A 19,117-nucleotide genomic window follows, 5' to 3' on the forward strand; every position below is an offset into this window, starting at 1 on the left:
TCCAGAGGGGCACAGAATGTCACACGAAGTGACGCCCGATGTAAGGGCTCGTCCGCTATTTCCGGGCCGGCCCCAAGCCCTTCACGCGGGCCGGGATCTCGGTGGTAAGCTCCGCCGCGTGCAGGATTCCGGAGCTCCAGCGCACCCACTTCCCGCCGGGATGCGCGATCTGCTGCCCGAAGAGGCGCTGCGCCAGAGCCAGCTCGGGCGCGCTGCGGTGAACGCGTTTTCCGTGTGCGGCTACGAGCGCATCACCCTGCCGGTGTTCGAGTACGCCGAGGTCCTCGAGCGGGGCCTGGGTGCGCTGGATCCGCGGGAGGTGCTCCGCTTCGTCGAGCCGGAGAGCGGCGAGGTGGTCGCCCTGCGTCCCGACATGACCCCGCAGATCGCACGCTTGGTCGTGTCGCGACTGGCGGCGGCGCCGCTGCCCATTCGGCTTTGCTACGAGGGGTCGGTGGTGCGCCTGCGCCGAGAGCGTGCTCGGCGTCATCGCCAGATCCCCCAAGCCGGCATCGAGCTGGTGGGACGGCCGGGGCTGGCGGGCGATGTGGAGGTCGTCGGCGTGGCGTCGCGCGCCGTGCGCGCCGCGGGGCTTCGGGACTTCACCGTGGATCTCGGACATCCGCGCATCGCCGGTGCGCTCTTGGACGTAGCTCCGGCCGAGCACCGCTCCGCGTTGATCGAAGCCCTGTCGGTGAAGGACAGCGAGAGCCTCGCGCGGCTCGCCGCGGCGGCGGGCGTGGACGCGACCATCGCCCGGGCCCTGGTGGCGCTGGCGGAGCTCAGCGGCGAGGGGGACGTGTGGTCCCGCGCCCACGCCGTGCTCGGGAGCACCCCGGCGGCGCCGGCCTTGGCGGAGCTCGAGGGCGTAGCGCAAGCGGTGGCGCCCTTGGTGCCCACCTTGGTGGTCGATCTGGGCGAGGTGCGCCATCTCGCCTACTACACCGGCGTCACGTTCCAGATCCTGGCGGAAGGCCCGGGGGAGGCCGTGGGCTCCGGCGGGCGCTACGACGGCCTCTTCGCGCGCTTCGGTCGCCCCACGCCGGCCGCCGGCTGCGCCTTGGATCTGGACAACCTGGCGTGGGCTCTCGGCGCTGCGACGGAGCACGGCGTCCGCGCGCGCGTGCTGGTCGCCCTGGAGGACGCGACGGAGCTGCTCGAAGCTCTGCGCTCCCGCGGGGTCCCCGCTGCCGTCGGCAATGGGGCCGCGCTGGACTACGCTCGCGCTTGGCGCTACTCGCACGTGCTCGACGCGAAGGGCCTCACCCGTGTCAGCGATGGCGTCACCGAGCGCCTGAACCCATCGACTCCGGCGGAGGTCGCCGTCGAAGTCCAGAGCTTGCTGCTCGCGTCGCGCGAGCCTGAGGAGAGCTAGACGAATGTCCCGAGTCGTGGTCGTGGGTGCCCAGTGGGGAGACGAGGGCAAGGGCAAGATCGTCGACTACATCGCGGAGTCGGCGGATCTCGTCGTGCGCTACGCCGGCGGTCCGAACGCCGGGCACACGTTGGTGGTCGGTGACGACAAGGTGATCGTGCGGCTCTTGCCGAGCGGCATCTTGCGGCCGAGCATCCGTTGCGTGTTGGGGCAGGGCATGGTGGTCGACCCCTGGGTGCTGCTGGAGGAGATCGACACCCTGACCGCGCGCGGCCACGACGGCATCGAGAGCCGTCTGCTGCTCAGCGATCGCGCACACCTGATTTTGCCCTATCACATCGCTGCCGACGGCCTCCGGGAGGGCGCCGCTGCGGCCGGCAAGGCCATCGGCACCACCAAGAAGGGCATCGGTCCGGCCTACGAAGACAAGGCGCGCCGGGTCGGCGTGCGCCTGGGGGATCTCCGTGATCTGCGGGCCCTGTCGGAGCGGGTGCAGACGGCCATCGATGCCTGGACGCCGGTGCTGAAGGCCTTCGGTGCGGAGGTGCCGGACGCCGAGAGCATCAGCGAATCCCTGGAGCCCATCGCGCGTCGTTTGGTGCCGCTCTTGGGCAACGCGTCCATCGTGGTCGACGCCGCCGTACGCGCGCAAAAGCGCATCATGTTCGAGGGCGCTCAGGGCACCCTGCTCGACGTCGACCACGGCACCTATCCGTTCGTAACCTCCAGCTCCGCCGTCGCCGGCGGCGCTGCCATCGGTTCCGGTATCGGTCCCAATCGCATCGACACGGTCATCGGAATCAGCAAGGCGTACACCACCCGCGTCGGCGGCGGTCCGTTCCCCACGGAGCTCGACGACAGCGACGGAAAGCACCTGCGGGAGCAGGGCGCGGAGTACGGATCCGTCACTGGTCGCCCGCGTCGCACGGGTTGGCTCGACGTGCCCGGCCTGCGTTACGCGCGGCGGGTGAACGGCCTCGACTCCATGGCGCTCACCAAGCTCGACGTGCTCACCGGCCTTTCACGCGTGCGCTTGTGCGTCGCCTACGACACGCCCCAGGGCCGTACGGAAGAGCTGCCCATCGACGCGCTCGAGAGCGCAACGCCGGTGTACGAGGACTTGCCCGGTTGGAGCGAGTCTCTCGGCGAGGCCCGGGCGCTGGCGGATCTGCCCGAGGCGGCTCGCAAGTACGTCGAGCGGGTGGCGGAGCTGTCCGAGGTCCCGCTGTGCATGGTGAGCGTGGGCGCCCGTCGCAGCGAGACCATCGAGCTGTCGCACCCGTTCTGAGGCCGAATCGCGCCTTCCGAGAGAGGGTGTTGGTGCGGCGCGATGCCCGTCCGGACCCGGAGCTTCCGCGGCGGACCGGCAATACCCTGGCACGGACCCAAATCCCGGTTACGCTGTCGAGCGATGCCGATCTTCGCGCCCCTCGTGCTGCTCGGTCAGGTCACGGCCACGGTGCCGGATCTGTCGGCAGCGGCGGCGGCCAGCCCGCGGCCGATGGAATGCCGCGCGCCGGTCACGGCGCGGGACGAAAAAGGATCGCCGTGGGACTCGGCGCGTCGCCCCGGTCTCGCGAGCTACTGTCGTCTGCTGGCCCGCGGCTACGCGCGGCTGTCGCGATCGCCCGGACAAGCGCTGATGGCGGCAGAGAAGGCGGACAAGGCGCTCGCCGGTCGCGCGCCGCCCAAGGTGCTCGCGGCGCGGGCGCTGATGGCGTCGGGACAAGCTGCGCCGGCCTTCGAACGTTTCCAGAAGGCCCTGGCCGTCGACCCGCGGGCGGTGCGACAGCCCGCCGCCCTGCACGACTACGCCGTCGCGGCGGCGCTGAGCGGCCACGACAAGATCGCCGCCGACGCCTACCGCCGGCTGGTGCCGCGGGCCGGGCTGCTCGCCAGTGATTCGGAGCGGCAGCTCGTCTATGTGGAGGCGGCGCTGGGCGTGATGCGACGCGGTCCGGACGGCGTCTCCGAAGCCATCGGCTATTTGACCGAGGCGCGGCGTCGTGGCGCACCGCCCGGCCTTTCGGACATCGTGCTCGGCGCGCTCGCCCTGGCCCTGTCGCGGCAAGGTCGCGTCGACGAAGCTCGCGGCGTGGCCGCCGAGGCCGGCGCTTCCGAAGGCCTCGCGGAGTGGCTGCGCTCGCCCAAGCGCGTCGCGGGACGACCGCGGGGCGTCGACGCGGAGCTGCTCGCCGTGGTGGCGACGCTGGCGGAGGCCGACGATCCCGAGGCCGCGCGCGACGCCTGGAAGGACTACCTCGCCGCGCCCGCCGGCACGAGCGGACCGTGGCGCGAGCACGCCAAGAAAGAGCTCGCGGCCGCGGGCAAGCGAGGGCGCTGAGTGCGGCGGGGCCTGACAGCGGCGGTGCTGCTCGCGGCCTCGGCGTGGGCAACCGCCGCCACTGCCCAACCTTCGGTGTGGGACGTCGCCAAGGATCCCCGGCGGGCCCGCGCCTACCAGGCGCTGGTCGGTGTCGAGCGCATGGTGATGCGGGCGGAGCGCAGCGGCTTCGACGTGACCATGCAACGGAACTTCACGCGTGCGGCCCTGGCCATGCTGGAGCTTGCCGGCGGAGATCGCTTGCCGGATCCGCGGCTCGGGTTCTTGCTCGGCGACTTGCTGGTCGACTCGTCCGTGGGGCGCGACCGCGAAGCGCTGGAGGTGTTGAAGAAGGCGGTCGCTCAAGATCCGACCTCACCGATGGCGGCCCGCGCGTGGTTCGACATCGCCATCGCCTCGGCGCGACAAGGAAATCCCGGCGCGGAGCGGAGCGCCTACGACGAGGCGCTGAAGACCGCTTGGGAGACGGACTTTCGCGCCAACGTGCTGATGAACCGCGGCGAGTCCCGCATGGTGCTCGGCGATTTGAAGGGCGCCGTGGCGGACTACAAGCAAGCCATCCGGCTGAGCCAACGGCCGGAGCTGTCGAGCCTCGCGTATTACGGACTCGGCATCGCCCTCGAGCGCGCCGGGGATCTGCCCTCCGGGCTCGACGCCATGCGCATGGCGCGGGCGGTGCAGATACCCGGTCTTGGTAGCACCTTGGACTTGCCGAGCGTGTTCTTCGTACCTGCCTTCGACATCCACTACTACAAGGCGCTGTCCGCCATGAGCGCCGAGCGGGATGCGAAGGAGCCCGTGCGCAAGGCGGAGCTCTTGACGGAAGCCATCGAACACTGGAAGGCGTACCTGGCGGAGGCGGTGCCTGCCAAACACCGCTGGGTCCAGAACGCCAAGCTGCACCTGGCGGCCAACGAGAAGAAGCTCGAGAAGCTCAGCGCCAAGCTGCCGAAGAAGCCGCGCTCACGCCGCCCGCGGTAGCGTGGGCGTTTGCTCACGCAAGATGCGCTGCACGCCCTCGGCGTCCTCCACCCGCTCGAGCACGGGGCGCAAGCTGGGCCCGGCCTCGCGCTCGCCGAAAGCGCCGCTGGCGGCCAGCGCCCGCGCCTGTGGACCGTCGAGCACCAGGAACACGTCGCGCAGGCCTTCACCGGCGGGGGCGTCGATCACGTCGACGATCTTGCTGCGGTCGAGGTGTAGCTCTTCGCGTCCGCGCTGGATGAGCACGCGGCGATCCGTCACCAGGTACCGGGTGTCGCGCACGCGGCGACCGGGGCCGATGGTCGAGTCCCACGAGAGGTAGCCGCCGATGGCCGCCATCACGATGCCGGTGAGCCCCAACGCCATCACCAGCGCGACGAAGCTCAGGCTGCTGGGCCTGAGCCCGGCGTCTTCCAGCGCAAGGACGATCGGCACACCACGCATCACGAGGCGCCCAAGCACCGCCAGCAGGCCGAGGCCGATCACCAGCTGCACCAGCCGGCGCTGCCCGTAGGGCAGGTACGCTCGCCAGGTGGAGCGCGGCCGCGCGGACCACACCACGCGCTCGCCGGATTCGAGCCGCTGGGTCAGGGGGCGATCGTCGCCGGCGGCGGGGGTCACGTCCTCGGTGCCGTCGATGATCGCTGCCACGCGAGCGGGCGCCGTCACCCCCGTGAGACGCAGTCGGAGGCGGCGCCGGAGCGCGCCGGTGGGCACCGCTCGCACCAGCTCGACGTCACCGACGCCCGGCATCGAGCGGCTCCAGAAGATGCGCGCGAAGCTGATCGACTTGCGGCCGATGCTGCGCCGGAACGGACCACGTTTCCAGATCACCCGAGTGTCCGTGACCACGTACTCCACGCGGGCAAGCCAGATCTTGGGGCCTTGCAGGAAGAGCAGACCGAGCGTTGCGGCCCACAGCGCGAACAAGAGCGACGACATCGGCGAGCTGCCCAGCGCCTGCGCCAACACGATGGCGAAGCACAGCGAGACGGCGGCAGTGGCAAAGGCCACGTAGGCAGCGGCGCGCAAGATCGGCGGTGCCGTCAGGTCCTTGGGACGACCCGACCACACGATGCGTTCGCCATACCGGGAGTCTCTAGCCATCTTGCGCAGCGGCCATCGCACAGCAGGGAAGACCGCAATGCCATAAGAATGGTTCCCGAACGGCACTTCGTCCAGGCACACTGCGATGTTCTGTTGGCGCTGCAGGGAAGAGCTACGATGTAGGTGCCACGAACACTACTTCGATGCGCTCGTTTCGAGCGGGCGCTCCCGCGCGATTGGGATCGACGACGGGCTGCGCGCTGCCCACGACTTGCGTCTCCACCTTGGTCGCGCCCGCCGCCTTCAACGTGTCGGCGACGGTGCGAGCGCGATCCTCCAGGCTGGTCTTTGCGCCGCCACCGTGGATCACCACCAGCACCGGGAAGTCCGGGTGGGCCTTGGCGACGCGGCCGAGCACGGTGAAGCGCTGCTTGCCGGCATCCACGAGCTTGCCACCGTTACCGAAGGCGCCTCGGGTGACGACGGCAATGCCGCGGTCGTCGCGGAAGGGATGCAGCTCGCCACTCTGGGACAGCTCCGCGAGCAAGGCGTCCACCGCACCGGCGGCGGGCGCCGCGAGCGTGCGCTCCTTGCGGGCGTGGGACAGCAGCGTGAGGCAGGCCGAACGCGCGCGCACGGCTTCGTCGATCGGCGTGGCCTTCGGGGTCTTGGCGAGCTCTGCATCCAGCGCATCGAGCTTGCCGAGCTCGGGGGCCAAGTCCTTCTGTGCGCCGAGGAGTCCGGTGGCCACGCACAAGAGCCGCGCTTGGGAAGCCAACGCCCGGGCCGCCTCCAGCCGCGCGCGCTCGCGCTCCGCCGATGCGGGAGCGTTGGGCACCAGGGGCAGGGCGTCTTCGGCCACCTTCACCTGCATCTCGAGGCCGTCTGCTTCGGCGGAGACGCGGGTCTGCTTCTCGTCCAGGCTCGCGAGCTCTTTCTGTGCCTTGTCGAGCTCGAGCTTGGCGGAGGCGAGGCGCTCCTCGGCCTTCGCCAAACGGGCCAGCACGAAGGCGTGCCCGTAAGCCGCCAGCGCGTGCTCGCCGAGGATCTGGCTGCTCGCGGTTTCGCCATCACCGTGGGCTTGGTCCGCGCGCTGGCGCAGGAGCTCGGCTCGGGCGAAGGCTTGCGGCGCGAGGCGCCCGGCTTCTTCCGCCGCGGGGCTGGTGCGCACGGCATCCACGTCTCCGAGCACCCGCGGCCGCGGGGTGGAGGCGCAAGCGACCAGCGCGCCGGCGAGCAGCAGCAGGCCGTGGCGGCGCTTCACTTCGTCCCCGCTTTCTTCTCGGACTCGAGCTTCTCGAGCTTCTCTTTCGCGCGGCCGCGGCGCGCGACGGTTTCCTCGAGCAGGGCGCGAGCCCGGGCCAGCTTGGTCTCGACTTCCGCGGTGCGCTTCTGGGTGTCGGCCAGCTTCTTCTCGGCGTCCGCGGCGCGGGTCAGATCGCGTCCGGTTTCCGCCCACTCCCGCCCCAGAGCCTCGAGCAACGAGGCGTGCTCCAAGTCCGCCGCGGCGCGCGCATCCGAAGCCCGCCGCAGGGCGTGCTCCGCTTTTTCGATGGGCTCCGCGGCGAGCTGGGTCGCCGCCTTGTCGGACTTCAGGCTGGCCAGCGTGGCTTCCGCCGCGTCGCGATCCGAACCGCGGGCGGCGAGGGCGCCGCCCGAGATCAGGGTGGCGAGAGCGACGGCGCGCAAGCGGCGAGAAAGCTTCGACACGGCACGGAACAAGCCACGAGGCCCGGGCGCGGTCAAGGCCTCCGGACAATTGTTCGTTTTGGCAGCCCGTTCGGGTTATGAGCGCAAGAGAAAGGACGAGCCATGAAGGTTGCCGTCATTGCGGGAGGGCCGAGCACCGAGGCCAACGTGAGCCGCACCTCGGCCCGCGGCGTGTGTGCCGCGCTGTTGGAGGCGGGACACGAGGCCGACGTCATCGAGCTCGATCGCGAGCTCGCCGTGGGCCTCACGGCGAAGGACTGGGACGTGGTCTTCCCCGTGACCCACGGGCCACTGGGTGAGGACGGTTGTCTGCAGGGGCTGCTGGAAGTGCTGGACCTCCCGTACGTGGGCTCCGGTGTGCTGGCCAGCGCCATCGCGGCGTCCAAGCCCCACGCCAAGACCTTCTTCGCCAAGGCTGGACTCCCGCTGGCCGAGGACGCCCACGTGCAGCGGGGCGAAGATCTCGCGGCGCGCGCGGTGGAGCTGCGCAATGCGCTTGGCGGTGGACTCGTGGTGAAGCCCGCCTCGGGCGGCTCCGCCATCGCCACCACACGGGTGCGGGCCGACGACGACGACGCGCAGCTGGTCGCTGCCCTGGCCCAAGCATTGGACGTGGACCGAGTGGCGCTGGTGGAGCAATTCATCGTGGGCAAGGAAGTCACCTGCGGCGTGCTCGAGAACGAGGAGGGCGAGCCCCAGGCGTTGCCCCCGACGCTGATCTTGTCGAAGGCTGCGGAGTGGTACGATTTCAAGTCGCGCTACGCCGCGGGGGGCAGCGAGCATCAGTGCCCGGCGCCGCTCGACCCGGCGCTCACGAAGCGCGTGCAGCAGATCGCCGTCGCCGCTCATCGTGCAGTGGGTGCTCGCGATCTGTGTCGTGCGGATTTCGTGGTCGGCGACGCGGGGCCGGTGCTCTTGGAGGTGAACACGCTGCCCGGCATGACGGCGACGAGCCTGTATCCGGAAGCGGCGGGCGTCGCCGGCGTTGCGTTCCCGGTGCTGTGCGACCGACTCGTGCGGCGTGCCGCCGCGCGTGGGCTCCGGGAGCGGCCCACCGAGCTGGACATGCCCTGACTCAGGAGCCGGTGTCGTCGTCGGCCGGGACGGCGGCGGTCTTCACCAGCGTGCGGGCGCGCAGCCGCGCCAAGAGCTCGTCGCGATCCGCCGGCGGCTGCACCACCTTGCGGTGGCGCACGCCACTGCGCTCCGACGCGGGCGGCGGCAGGGGCTCTTCCGCGGGCGGCGGCGCTGCGGACTTCTTGCGCTGGGACGGCGCCGGGGGTGGCGTCTTCTTGCGCTGGGACGGCGGCGGCGGAGGTAGGGAGCGCTTCTCCGTCTTGATCGCGAGGGCTTGGTCGATGATCGCCTTGGTGGCCGCGCCGATGCGGCGCAGCCGCACCTTGAGACCCGCCGGTCGGCTGCCGCGGGCGGCGACCGGCTTCTGTACCGTGGCTTCGGCGCGAATGGGCTTGTCGCCGCTCTCCAGCACGATCTCGAAGCGGACGGTGGTGTCCTTGGGCAGCTCTTCTTGGCCAACCAAGACCATCGTCTTCGTGTCCATCGTCCAGTACTCGGCTTCGAGGTACTCGGCGACGCTCGCGTAGGGGCGCTTGATACGAAGCGCGAGGGTCTCTGCCACGATGAAGTCATTTTTACAGGCGCTTCGCCCGGGCGGCAACGATCTCCCTCCACCGTCGCGGAAATGCCCTACGATTCGCCGGTGACGCGCAAGGTAATGGTTGTGGGCTCGGGGGGCCGCGAGCATGCGCTCGCGCTCGCGCTCTTGGACTCGCCTTCGGTGGACGAGGTCGTGGTGTGTCCCGGCAACGCGGGTACCGAGGGCGGAGGGCTGCGCAATGCAGTGGGCACCCCGCTCGGCGTTGCTCAGGCGGAAGCTCCGGCTCTCGTCGTGGTCGGCCCGGAGGCGCCACTGTGCGAAGGCCTCGTCGATGATCTCGCGGGTCGAGGCATCTTGGCCTTCGGTCCCAGTCGTGAGGCCGCGCGCCTGGAGGGCTCGAAGAGCTTCATGAAGTCCTTCGCGAAGCGCCACGGTCTGCCCACGGCACGGCACATCGTGCTGGAGCGCGTGGAAGACGTGGCCGGCGCGGCCCGCGAGTTCGCGCTGCCTCCCGTGGTGAAAGCGGATGGACTGTGCGCCGGCAAGGGCGTGGTCGTGTCCCAGACTCACGACGAAGCCATCGAAGCGGCGCGGGGCATGCTCTCGGGACAGAGCTTCGGCGAGGCCGGCCTTCGCGTCGTGATGGAGGAGCGCCTCGAAGGCGTGGAGGCCAGCGTTCACGCCATCTGCGACGGCGAGCGAGCGCTGGTGTTGCCCGCGGCGCAGGATCACAAGCGTATCGGCGACGGCGACACGGGTCCGAACACCGGCGGCATGGGCAGCTATGCCCCCACGCCCCTCGTCTCGCCGGCGTTGATGGATCGCGTCCGCGAGCAGATCGTGCTTCCTGCGGTGCGCGGGATGGCCGCGGACGGCCATCCCTACCGGGGAGCGCTGTTTGCCGGGTTGATGATCTCGCCCTCGGGGGAGCCGCGGCTCTTGGAGTTCAACGTCCGCTTCGGGGATCCCGAGACCCAGGTGCTGATGGCCATCCTGCGCGGGGACCTGGCCGAGGCCCTCGCCTCCGCCGCCCGCGGCCATCTGGACGAGACCCAGGTGTCCATCACGGACGAGCACGCGGTGTGCGTCGTGCTCGCCGCCGCGGGCTACCCTGGGACGCCGCGTCGTGGCGACGCGATCACCGGCGTGGAACGCGCCGAGCAGGTGCCCGGCGTACGCGTCATCCACGCCGGTACGGCGCGCTTCGACGGCGCGCTGCGCACGGCCGGCGGCCGCGTGCTCGGCGTCACCGCGCGGGGCGACAGCTTGGCTCAGGCGCACGAGCGCGCCTACCTCGCCGCGGATGCCATCGAGTTCGAGGGCAAGCAGCTTCGCCGCGACATCGCCGCCCGCGCGTTGGGCTGACGTCCGCCGGTTTCGCCCCCCTGCAGGCTCTGCTACCTCCGAGGTAGATGGCCGACGTCGCTCCCCTCGATCCCCTCCGTTACGACCCCGCGCTCTACCCGCGGGTGCTGGCTCCGCCCTACGACGTGATCGACGCGGCGATGCGACGAGAAATTGCCGCTCGCCATCCACACAACGTGGTGCACCTCGATCTGCCGGAGGGCGAAGGCGACGCGCGCTATGAGAATGCTCGGCGCCTGTTCGACGCCTGGCGCGGCGAGGGGGTGCTGCGCCGAGAAGGCGCGCCGGCGTTCTGGCGCTACGCGCAAACCTTCGATCCGCCCGGCGGCGGCACCCGGCTCACGCGTCGCGGCTTCTTCGCGCTGGTGCGCGCCGTACCCTTCTCCGACGGCGTGGTGATGCCGCACGAGCGCACCCTCACCGGGCCCAAGCTCGATCGTCTGAAGCTGTCCCGCGCCACCCGCGCCACGCTCTCGCCCCAGTTCATGCTGTACTCGGATCCCGAGCATCGGCTGGAGGCGGATCTGGATGGGGGCGAGGCGTTGGCGGATTTCTCGACGGACGACGGCGTGCGCCACCAGCTCTGGCGCGTGAGCGACGCCGCGGCGGTGCAGCGGATCCGCGCGGCCCTCGGCGAGGCGAGGCTCCTGATCGCGGATGGACACCATCGCTACGAAACCGCCGTGGGCCTGGCCCGTGAAATCGACGAGGAAGCCCGCGCTGCCGGCGTGGAAAGCCCTCGCGGTGAGCATCTGTACACCCCCGCGCTGCTGGCCAACGGCGACGACCCGAGCTTGGTGGTGTTCCCCACGCATCGGTTGATCCACTCCCTGCCGAGCTTCGATTTCGAGACGCTGGTGACGCGTGCCGGGCAGCTCTTCGTCGTGCGCCCGGTGACTGGCGACGCGCGCGCCCTCCGGGCGGAGCTCGCGCGCGCGCCGCGCCCGTCGCTATGCGCCGTGGCCAAGGGGGGACGCGCAGTGTTGCTCACGCTGCGGACGGACGTGGACCTGTCGGCGCATCCGGTGCTCGGCAAGCGCCCGGAGGTGCTGCGCCAGACCGCCGTGGCGCTGCTCCACGACGGCGTGCTCGAGCACCTCTTGGGCATCACCCCGGAGGCCCAGGCCGCCAAGACGAACATCCGCTATTTGCAAGCCGCGCGGGATGGTGTGGACGCCCTCGAGGCGGACCGCGGCCAGGTGCTGTTCCTGATGAACGGGACGCCCGTGAGCGTCGTGCGTCGCGTCGCCGAAGCCGGCGAAGTGATGCCGCAGAAGTCGACGTTCTTTCATCCGAAAGTGCCGACCGGGCTGTTCTTCCACACGCTGGATCCGCGCCGCACCGTGCCGTGACGACGCGGCGCGACGGGGTTCGCGCCGAACCAACAACCAGATGCTCCGGGTGATCCCGGTGGTCTCCTTGACGCATTGTATTGCCGGGGGTACGCGGGCGTCGCGGGAGCTTTCTTCCCCCCGCGCGGAGAGTCGAAATGGCGCGAGTGAAGAACTTCAATGCGGGTCCGGCGACGCTGCCCCTGGCTGCTCTGGAGCGAGCGCACCGGGAGCTGCTCGACATCGACGGCACCGGAATGAGCATCATGGAGCACAGCCATCGCGGGAAGACCTACGATGCCGTGCACGCCGAAGCGCTGTCGCTGGTGCGCGAGCTGCTCGCGGTTCCGGAGGACTATCACGTGCTGCTGCTCCAGGGCGGTGCGAGTCAGCAGTTCGCCATGGTGCCGATGAACCTCCTGCCCGAGGGCAAGAGCGCGGATTACGTGGTCACTGGCTCGTGGTCCAAGAAGGCGGTGAAGGAAGCCAAGGCGGTGGGTCAGGTCAACATCGCCGCCAGCACCGAGAAGGACGGCAAGTTCGTTCGCATCCCGAAGCAGAGCGAGCTTTCTTTGAGTGACGACGCCGCCTACGTGCACATCACCACCAACAACACCATCGCCGGCACGCAGTGGCACGAGCTGCCCGACACCGGCAAGGTGCCGCTGGTGGCGGACATGTCGAGCGACATCATGTGGAAGCCCACGGACGTGTCGAAGTTCGGTCTGATCTACGCCGGCGCCCAGAAGAACCTGGGGCCCAGCGGCGTTACGCTGGTGATCGCCAAGAAGGACCTGGTGGCGGGCGCCAACGAGAAACTGCCGGCCATCTTCCAGTACCGCACCCACGCGGACGCCAACTCGCTGTACAACACCCCGCCCACCTTCGGCATCTACATCTTGCGCAACGTGCTCGCCGTGGTGAAGCAGGCGGGTGGGCTTTCGGCGATGGAGAAGCACAACCGCGAGAAAGCCAAGGTGCTGTACGACGCCATCGACGCCCGCGCGGATTTCTATCGCTGCCCGGTGGAGAAGGACAGCCGCAGCGTGATGAACGTCGTGTTCAACCTGCCCACCCCGGAGCTCGAAGCGGAGTTCATCGCTGAAGCGCAGAAGCAGGGCATGGTAGGCCTCAAAGGACACCGTTCAGTTGGTGGTGTTCGCGCGTCCATCTACAATGCTGCGGACAAAGCGTGGCTCGAAGCCCTCGCTGGCTTCATGAAGACGTTCAAGGCATGAGAACCGACAGACCTCTGAAGATCCTCGTCAGCGACACCCTTCGCCGCGAGGGGCTGGAGGTCTTGGACCGCGCGGAAGGTTTCGAGATCGACTACCGGCCCGGGCTGGGTGAAGAAGACCTGGCCCGGGCGATCCCGCCCTATGACGGTCTCATCATCCGCAGCGCCTCCCGCGTCACGGCCCGGGTGATCGAAGCGGGGGCGAACCTCAGGGTGATCGGCCGAGCGGGCATCGGCGTGGACAACGTGGACGTTCCGGCGGCGAGCCGCCGCGGCATCGTGGTGATGAACACGCCCACGGGCAACGCCGTCACCACTGCGGAGCACGCGCTGGCGCTGTTACTCTCGGTGGCGCGTAAGGTCCCCCGAGCGGACGCGTCCATGAAGGATGGGCGCTGGGACAAGAAGGAGCTCCAGGGGCGGGAGCTGGGTGGCAAGACGCTGGGCATCATCGGGCTCGGCACTATCGGGAGGCTGGTGGCGGAGCGCGCCAAGGGGCTGCGCATGAGCGTCATCGCGTACGACCCCGCGGTGAGCCTGGACCGCGCGTTGGGACTCGGCATCTCCTTGGTGAGCTTGGAGAGCTTGTACAAGCGTTCCGACGCCATCACCGTGCACACGCCCCTGACACACGAAACTCGCGGCATGGTTGGGGACGCCGCCATCGCCAAGATGAAGCCCGGGGTGCTGCTGGTGAACACGGCGCGGGGTGGCATCTTCGACGAGCAGGCGCTGCTCCGCGGCCTCTCGTCCGGACGCATCGGTGGCGTGGGCATCGACGTGTACACCGAGGAACCTCCGGGGAAGTCGCCGTTGGTGATGCACGAGAACGTGGTCGCTACGCCGCACCTGGGCGCCTCCACACTGGAGGCCCAGCGCCGCATCGCCGTGGAGATCGCGCAACAGGTCACGGACTACCTGCAGAGCGGGACCGTGGTCAGCTCGGTGAACGTTCCCAGCGTGCCGCGAGAAGTGGCGCCGGTGTTGGGGCCGTATCTCGGACTGGCACGGCGCCTGGGGCAGTTCTTGGCGCAGGCCGAGGAGTTCGAGCCCGCGGCGATCGCCCTCGAGCTCCAGGGCGAGGCGGCGGAGCTGTCCGGCGCGCCCATGGTGGCGTCCGCGGTGGCGGGCCTGCTCGGAAAGTACCTGGAAGAGCCCATCAACCCGGTGAGCGCGCCGACGCTGGCGGAAGATCGCGGCATCGACGTCACGGAGAAGAAGAGCACTCACAAGAGCGAGTTCTCCACCATGTTGATCCTGACCGTCACCGCCAACGGTGGGGGTCAGTTCGTGGTGTCGGGAACGCTGGCGTCGGACCGCAGCCCGCGACTCGTGCACTGGGGCAGCCACGAGCTGGACGCGGATCTCGAGGGCAGCATCCTGGCGATGAAGAACGGTGATCGGCCGGGCGTAGTGGGCGCCGTCGGTGGGCTCTTGGGCGAGCTCGGCATCAACATCTCTCGCATCCAAATGGGGCGCGCGGTGGCGTCGGGCGAAGCGGCTTCCCTGTGGTCGCTGGACACCAACTTGTCAGCGGACGTGATGCAAAAGCTCCGCGCACTGCCCGACGTGCTGTCCGCCCACTGCGTGTACGTGCGCTGACCTCACAGCGCCGGGTAGTACCGGCGCTGGGCGATGGTGCGGCCCTTGCCGTCGCGCACCGTCGTGCCTCCGGACGACAGGATCGGAATGGACGCGCCGATGGCGAGCCCACCGACGATCAGCGTGCCGATGCCCACGGCCTTGATGGCCGTGTCCTCTTCCAGCCGGCCGTAGCTCCAGATCCCCATGCCGGTGAGGGCCACCGGAATGCCGATGCCCAGCGTCCACAAGCCCAGGGTGCGGCTCTTGGCGGAGCCGCCATCCACCCGGAAGCGCGCGGTGCCGCGACCCGGCTCGATGCGGAACACGTTCGAGGTAGTCATGCCGGGCGCGCTCACGCGCGCTTCGCTGCCGGCGACGCGCAAGGATTTGTCGCAGGGCGCCAGGCACACCCGCTGCCATTCGCCGTCGTCCACCACGCTGCGGAGCTCGAGCCAGGCGCCGCGGTAGTCGGCACCGACGTGCACGAAGGCGTACTCGCCGAAGGCCGCGCGCTGCGCGGGGGTGGGCTTGGGGGCAGGGGGTGCGGGCGCCGCCGTGGGCGGAGGTGCCGCCGTGGGGGCGACCGTGGGCGGAGGGGCCGCGGTGGGCGGAGGGGGCCGCCGTGGGGGCGACCGTGGGCGGAGGGGGCCGCCGTCGGGCGCAGGCGCTGCCGTCAGGGGGCGTTGGCGCCGGGGTCGCGCTGGGGGCCGTCGGGGGCGTTGGCGCCGGGGTCGCGCTGGGGGCCGTCGGCGCTGCGGGTGGGGCCGTCGGCGCTGCGGGAGGAGCGGCCTGCGCCAGGGCGGCGGCCGTCCAGCCGCTCAGCGTGATGGCCGTGACGAGGCGGTGGTTCATCCCGCGGGCATCGTTCTCACGCCCGGCCCCGCGGGGCAAGACTTGACGACCCGGCAGCGCTACGGCTACGCGAGCGACCGTGGAGCCGATGGTGGATCTCGCCCCTGGGGCGGAGCACGACCCGCTGGCGCGTCTTTTCGTCGAGCTGATTCGGGGCGCGTCCGAGCGCGACAGGCAGCGCGCGGATCTGACTCGAATGCGCGGCGCCGTGGGCGTCGTTGCGGACGATGCCGGCACCGCGCTGACGCTTCGCTTCGACTTCGGCCGCGTGACCGTCCACGAAGGGCTGGTCGGGGTGCCCACCATCACCATCCGCGGGGCCAGCGACGACATCGCGGCCTTGGCGGAGCTGCCGTTCGGCGCTTTGGGGCTGCCGGACGCCACCTCGAGCGTGGGGCGTGGCGTACTTCGGCAACTGGTGGGCGCGCTGGGTCGCCGGCGTCTCAAGATCTATGGGCTCGTCGCGCATCCCCGCCTGGTGCTGCGCTTGCTGCGCGTGCTCTCCAAGGCCATCCAAGATTAGCCGGGCTTTTCGCCGGCTTTTGACGCGAGGGCGCGGCAAAGCTAGCTTGGAGTCAGGGTGCGTCTCTGCGCCCTCGGATCTGTCGCGTGGCTCGCTACCGCCTCCGTTTTCTCCTGCAGGAGATCGATCTCCCCCCCGGCGACACCGTCATCGGTCGTAGTGCGTCCTGTCACGTCACGATCGAGGATCCGCTGGTGTCGCGACAGCACGCGCGCTTGAGGGTGCAGCCGGGCACGGTGACCATCGAGGATCTCGGATCGCGCAACGGCTTGATGGTGAACGGCCGCTCGATCGGCGGGTTGGTGGAGCTCCGCGACGGCGATCGCATTCGCATCGGCACTCAGGAGCTGGTGTTCTGTGCGGTGCGCGCTCAGTCCCGCCCCGGCGTGGGTCCCGGCTCGCGGCCCGCGGGGTTCATGTGCCACTGCGCCTCCTGCGGCCTGCCATATCCCGCGGAGCTGGTCCAGTGTCCGGCCTGCGGTTCCCACGAGCGAATGGACGAGGACACCATCAGCGGAGTGGTGGGAGAGTCCGAGAAGAACTGGACCCTGGAGCTCTTGGTGGACGTGCTGCAGAAGGCCGTGGGTCTCGAGCGCTGGGACGACGTGGAGCGCATGCTCACGCGCTCCAAGGCCAACGTGGAAGAGCGTTTGGCCGGCTCCAAGGGCATCGATCGCGAGCATCTGGACCGCCTGGCCCACGCCGCGGCGGCCCTGGCTGCCGCGCGCAAGGAGGCGGAGTGGGGTCAGTGGGTGCTCTCGGTGCACGCGAGCCTCGGCCTCGTGCCGCAGCAAGAGGTCACGGCGCGTCTGTCCACGCTGCCGCCCGGCGTGCGGGCATCGCTGGCACAGGAAGCATCGCGCGTACTGCAGAGCGTCGACGCGAGCCAGAGCGACCCGACGGACTTGGCGCGCGTGGAACGGCTCAGCGTGCCTCCCGGCGGAAGTGGCGGATGAGCTATCGGCTGCGGTACCAGCAGCACGACCTCGATCTCACGGACGGTCAGTTCGTGATTGGGCGAGCGGCTACCTGTCAGATCTCCCTGGACGACCCCATGGTCTCCCGAAATCACGCGAAGCTCACCGTGAAGGGAGAGCGGGTCACGGTGGAGGATCTGGGCAGTCGCAACGGCATTCGCGTCAACGGCCAGCAAGTCACCGGTCAGCGGCAGTTGTCCGTGGGGGACATCGTCGGCGTCGGCAGTCAGGATCTGCTGCTGCTCGGACCGCGAGAGACCAACACTGGCCCCGCGGTGAGTCGGGGCGCCGAGACCCATCGCTTGGATCGCTTCGCGGTCATTGGCGGCCTCGCGGACAAGGCGCTCGCCCTCGGCCGCGGCGCGGAGGCGGAGCGCATCCTCGACACGCTCTTGAAGGACGTGCTCGACGACGTGCGTGAAGGGCACGGCACCACCAGCGGACCGCAAGCTGCCGCGTACGCCGTGCGGCTGGCGCAGGCCACCAACAAGGGCGCCTGGGTCAACTACGTTCTCGAACTCTACCAGCGCTTGGGCGAACCGTTGCCCGCGGACGTCGTGGACGAGCTGTACCGCGTGATGCGTCGCGTCCAAGGCGTGGACGTGGCGCTGCTCAGGTCCTACCTGCTCGACTTGCGCGCCCGAAGCGCGGGGCTTGGGCCCGCCGACCGCTTTCTGGTCTCGCGGTTGGAGGGGCTGGAGCGCCTCGCCTCACTCAGATAGTGGTTGGAATGACATTTGCCGGCTAGGGCTGCCGCCGGTTGCGCTATGTTGAAGACTCGGACGTAAGTGAGTCAGGGCGACCCGAAAATCTCGACGGCAGGCCGGGCGCGGTTCTGGGTGGAATACGGTGGACGCCGTGTTTTCCTCGATCCAGGCCAATGGGTGGTGGGGCGCAGCACGGGTGCGCAGCTGATCTTGGACGATGCGCTGGTGTCGCGGCGCCACGCTCAATTCGTGGTCACCGATTCCAGCATTCGCGTGGAGGATCTCGGCAGCGCCAACGGCCTGTTCGTCAACGGCGAGCGCGTGAACGGCTTCCGAACCTTGGTGGCGGGGGACTGCGTGGTGGTGGGCAAGCAGGAGCTGGTCGTCGGCGCCAGCGTGAACAGCGATCGCCCATCGGACGGCGCGCGCTTCACGGCCGACACCCTGGTGGGCATGGAGCCCATCCCGCGAGACTCGGATTCGGAGTCGACGCACCAGGGGGACGCCTTGGAGCTGCTCGGCGGCGTTGCGGACAAGGTGCTGGCCCTCGGTCGCGGAGAAGAAGCCGAGCGCATCTTGGCGTCCTACCTGAAGAACCTGATGGAGACGGTGCGGCGTGCCGGTGTGCCCCCCGCCGTGGCGGACAAGGCCGTCGGCTATGCGGTGAAGCTCGGAGCAGCGACCAACAAGGGGGAGTGGCTCGACTACGCCTTCGAGATGTACACGCTCTTGCATCGGCCGCTGCCGGCGAGCGTGGTCGACGAGCTGTTCACGGTCCTGCGCCACGTTCGCGGCGTGAGCTTGCCCAAGCTCAGGGCTTACGTCGCCGATCTGCGGAGCGTGTCGCCGGGGCTGAGCCCCGCGGATCGCTTCTTGGCGCAGCGGATCGAGGGCCTCGAGCGGCTGGCCGCTTCGAAGTAGCGCCCCGCTTCACGGCCAGGGAGCTCTGCGCCGCTTCTGCGATCATGTTTCGCAGATCGGGATCGTCGATCTGCGCCAGCCGTGCTTCGAGCTCTTGCGGCAGCGGTACCCGAGGTCCGGGCTTGGGCCGCGGGGGCTCCTTCGCGGTCGGCTCCCGCGGCGCCACCCTGAAGCGCAGCTCGCTGACGTCCACGCCGGCCTTGCGAAGTCGCGCCAAGAGGTCGTCCGCCAGGAACGAGAGCTCCTGTGCCCAGACCGCCGACGCCACCCGCACCGTGAGCGTCTTCTTGTAGATCCGCCCCGGCGTCGCACTCCGAGCGATGCGCTCACCCACCACGCTGCGCCAGGTGTCGGGGCGCACGCCGATGCCCGCGCGCTCCGCGGACGCCGCCTCCGCGTCCGAGAGCAGCGCGCCCACCAGCGCGGGCCCCTCGCCGCGGGGCGCGGAGCGCGGCTTTCGGCGCCGCTTGCCGTCGGGCGTTGTCGGCGGTTTCGCCATGGGCTAGCCATTGTACCTCGGGGCTGGTCGCCTCGGGGGCTCCGCC

The 19,117-nt window shown here is 70.0% G+C and carries 19 protein-coding genes; 13 read left to right on the forward strand and 6 right to left on the reverse strand.

Translation table 11 applies throughout. The features are described from left to right. Nucleotides 1-160: 160 nt before the first annotated feature. The 4 genes from hisZ to H6717_09020 all read left to right on the forward strand — a co-directional run bounded on the left by hisZ (nt 161) and on the right by H6717_09020 (nt 4,700). Nucleotides 161-1,375, forward strand: a complete 1,215-nt coding sequence (gene hisZ / locus H6717_09005) for an ATP phosphoribosyltransferase regulatory subunit (GenBank protein ID MCB9577150.1) — start codon at nt 161-163, stop codon at nt 1,373-1,375. 4 nt (nt 1,376-1,379) lie between these two features. Beyond that, nucleotides 1,380-2,663, forward strand: a complete 1,284-nt coding sequence (locus tag H6717_09010) for an adenylosuccinate synthase (protein MCB9577151.1) — start codon at nt 1,380-1,382, stop codon at nt 2,661-2,663. Between the two features lie 123 nt (nt 2,664-2,786). Next, nucleotides 2,787-3,719, forward strand: coding sequence for a hypothetical protein (locus H6717_09015; protein ID MCB9577152.1), 933 nt, complete (start codon nt 2,787-2,789; stop codon nt 3,717-3,719). After that, a complete protein-coding gene (locus tag H6717_09020) occupies nt 3,720-4,700 on the forward strand; it encodes a tetratricopeptide repeat protein (protein ID MCB9577153.1) in 981 nt (326 codons plus the stop codon). Here H6717_09020 and H6717_09025 read toward each other — a convergent pair. From H6717_09025 to H6717_09035, 3 genes are all read right to left on the reverse strand, one after another. After that, on the reverse strand, nt 4,683-5,807 hold the full coding sequence (locus H6717_09025; protein MCB9577154.1) for a hypothetical protein: 1,125 nt from the start codon (nt 5,805-5,807) through the stop codon (nt 4,683-4,685). The genes H6717_09020 and H6717_09025 overlap by 18 nt on opposite strands. Nucleotides 5,808-5,919: 112 nt before the next feature. Next, entirely contained in the window at nt 5,920-7,011 is a 1,092-nt protein-coding gene (locus H6717_09030) for a hypothetical protein (GenBank protein ID MCB9577155.1), read from the reverse strand. After that, on the reverse strand, nt 7,008-7,457 hold the full coding sequence (locus H6717_09035; GenBank protein ID MCB9577156.1) for a hypothetical protein: 450 nt from the start codon (nt 7,455-7,457) through the stop codon (nt 7,008-7,010). Before H6717_09035 ends, H6717_09030 begins: the two co-directional genes overlap by 4 nt. 102 nt (nt 7,458-7,559) lie before the next feature. Between H6717_09035 and H6717_09040 the strand changes: the two genes are divergently transcribed. Further along, nucleotides 7,560-8,531, forward strand: coding sequence for a D-alanine--D-alanine ligase (locus H6717_09040; protein MCB9577157.1), 972 nt, complete (start codon nt 7,560-7,562; stop codon nt 8,529-8,531). 1 nt (nt 8,532) lies between these two features. Here the strand turns inward: H6717_09040 and H6717_09045 are convergent, their stop codons facing one another. After that, nucleotides 8,533-9,096 carry a hypothetical protein gene (locus H6717_09045; GenBank protein MCB9577158.1) on the reverse strand — a complete coding sequence of 188 codons (564 nt, stop codon included), beginning with the start codon at nt 9,094-9,096 and terminating at the stop codon, nt 8,533-8,535. Nucleotides 9,097-9,159: 63 nt separating this feature from the next. On the opposite strand from H6717_09045, the gene purD reads away from it, so the two are divergent. The 4 genes from purD to H6717_09065 all read left to right on the forward strand — a co-directional run bounded on the left by purD (nt 9,160) and on the right by H6717_09065 (nt 14,610). Next, nucleotides 9,160-10,440, forward strand: a complete 1,281-nt coding sequence (gene purD, locus H6717_09050) for a phosphoribosylamine--glycine ligase (protein MCB9577159.1) — start codon at nt 9,160-9,162, stop codon at nt 10,438-10,440. Between the two features lie 47 nt (nt 10,441-10,487). Beyond that, nucleotides 10,488-11,792: a DUF1015 domain-containing protein gene (locus H6717_09055; protein ID MCB9577160.1), complete on the forward strand. Its 1,305-nt coding sequence runs from the start codon at nt 10,488-10,490 to the stop codon at nt 11,790-11,792. 137 nt (nt 11,793-11,929) lie between these two features. Beyond that, nucleotides 11,930-13,009, forward strand: coding sequence for a 3-phosphoserine/phosphohydroxythreonine transaminase (serC, locus tag H6717_09060; GenBank protein ID MCB9577161.1), 1,080 nt, complete (start codon nt 11,930-11,932; stop codon nt 13,007-13,009). Then, nucleotides 13,006-14,610, forward strand: coding sequence for a phosphoglycerate dehydrogenase (locus tag H6717_09065; protein ID MCB9577162.1), 1,605 nt, complete (start codon nt 13,006-13,008; stop codon nt 14,608-14,610). Before serC ends, H6717_09065 begins: the two co-directional genes overlap by 4 nt. Before the next feature lie 2 nt (nt 14,611-14,612). Here the strand turns inward: H6717_09065 and H6717_09070 are convergent, their stop codons facing one another. Beyond that, the gene (locus H6717_09070; GenBank protein ID MCB9577163.1) at nt 14,613-15,077 is read right to left on the reverse strand and encodes a hypothetical protein; all 465 of its coding nucleotides are present in this window, start codon (nt 15,075-15,077) and stop codon (nt 14,613-14,615) included. A gap of 446 nt (nt 15,078-15,523) precedes the next feature. On the opposite strand from H6717_09070, the gene H6717_09075 reads away from it, so the two are divergent. From H6717_09075 to H6717_09090, 4 genes are all read left to right on the forward strand, one after another. Beyond that, nucleotides 15,524-15,967 (forward strand): hypothetical protein, encoded by a 444-nt coding sequence (locus H6717_09075; GenBank protein MCB9577164.1) that lies wholly within the window; start codon nt 15,524-15,526, stop codon nt 15,965-15,967. An 86-nt stretch (nt 15,968-16,053) separates the two neighbouring features. Beyond that, nucleotides 16,054-16,923, forward strand: a complete 870-nt coding sequence (locus H6717_09080; protein ID MCB9577165.1) for an FHA domain-containing protein — start codon at nt 16,054-16,056, stop codon at nt 16,921-16,923. Then, the gene (locus tag H6717_09085) at nt 16,920-17,666 is read left to right on the forward strand and encodes an FHA domain-containing protein (protein ID MCB9577166.1); all 747 of its coding nucleotides are present in this window, start codon (nt 16,920-16,922) and stop codon (nt 17,664-17,666) included. The genes H6717_09080 and H6717_09085 overlap by 4 nt, the downstream gene beginning before the upstream one ends. 165 nt (nt 17,667-17,831) lie before the next feature. Beyond that, nucleotides 17,832-18,572: an FHA domain-containing protein gene (locus H6717_09090; protein MCB9577167.1), complete on the forward strand. Its 741-nt coding sequence runs from the start codon at nt 17,832-17,834 to the stop codon at nt 18,570-18,572. On the opposite strand, the gene H6717_09095 is transcribed toward H6717_09090, so the two are convergent. Next, the gene (locus H6717_09095; protein MCB9577168.1) at nt 18,463-19,071 is read right to left on the reverse strand and encodes a DUF721 domain-containing protein; all 609 of its coding nucleotides are present in this window, start codon (nt 19,069-19,071) and stop codon (nt 18,463-18,465) included. The genes H6717_09090 and H6717_09095 overlap by 110 nt on opposite strands. Between the last annotated feature and the right edge of the window lie 46 nt (nt 19,072-19,117).

The organism is Polyangiaceae bacterium, assembly GCA_020633235.1.
In the GTDB taxonomy this organism is placed as follows: Bacteria; Myxococcota_A; Polyangia; order Polyangiales; family Polyangiaceae; genus JACKEA01.

Coding starts and splice junctions, on each gene's coding strand:
- hisZ (MCB9577150.1), top strand. CDS start 161: ATGCGCGATCTGCTGCCCGAAGAGGCGCTGCGCCAGAGCCAGCTCGGG.
- H6717_09010 (MCB9577151.1), top strand. CDS start 1,380: ATGTCCCGAGTCGTGGTCGTGGGTGCCCAGTGGGGAGACGAGGGCAAG.
- H6717_09015 (MCB9577152.1), top strand. CDS start 2,787: ATGCCGATCTTCGCGCCCCTCGTGCTGCTCGGTCAGGTCACGGCCACG.
- H6717_09025 (MCB9577154.1), bottom strand. CDS start 5,807: ATGGCTAGAGACTCCCGGTATGGCGAACGCATCGTGTGGTCGGGTCGT.
- H6717_09040 (MCB9577157.1), top strand. CDS start 7,560: ATGAAGGTTGCCGTCATTGCGGGAGGGCCGAGCACCGAGGCCAACGTG.
- purD (MCB9577159.1), top strand. CDS start 9,160: ATGCCCTACGATTCGCCGGTGACGCGCAAGGTAATGGTTGTGGGCTCG.
- H6717_09055 (MCB9577160.1), top strand. CDS start 10,488: ATGGCCGACGTCGCTCCCCTCGATCCCCTCCGTTACGACCCCGCGCTC.
- serC (MCB9577161.1), top strand. CDS start 11,930: ATGGCGCGAGTGAAGAACTTCAATGCGGGTCCGGCGACGCTGCCCCTG.
- H6717_09065 (MCB9577162.1), top strand. CDS start 13,006: ATGAGAACCGACAGACCTCTGAAGATCCTCGTCAGCGACACCCTTCGC.
- H6717_09085 (MCB9577166.1), top strand. CDS start 16,920: ATGAGCTATCGGCTGCGGTACCAGCAGCACGACCTCGATCTCACGGAC.
- H6717_09095 (MCB9577168.1), bottom strand. CDS start 19,071: ATGGCGAAACCGCCGACAACGCCCGACGGCAAGCGGCGCCGAAAGCCG.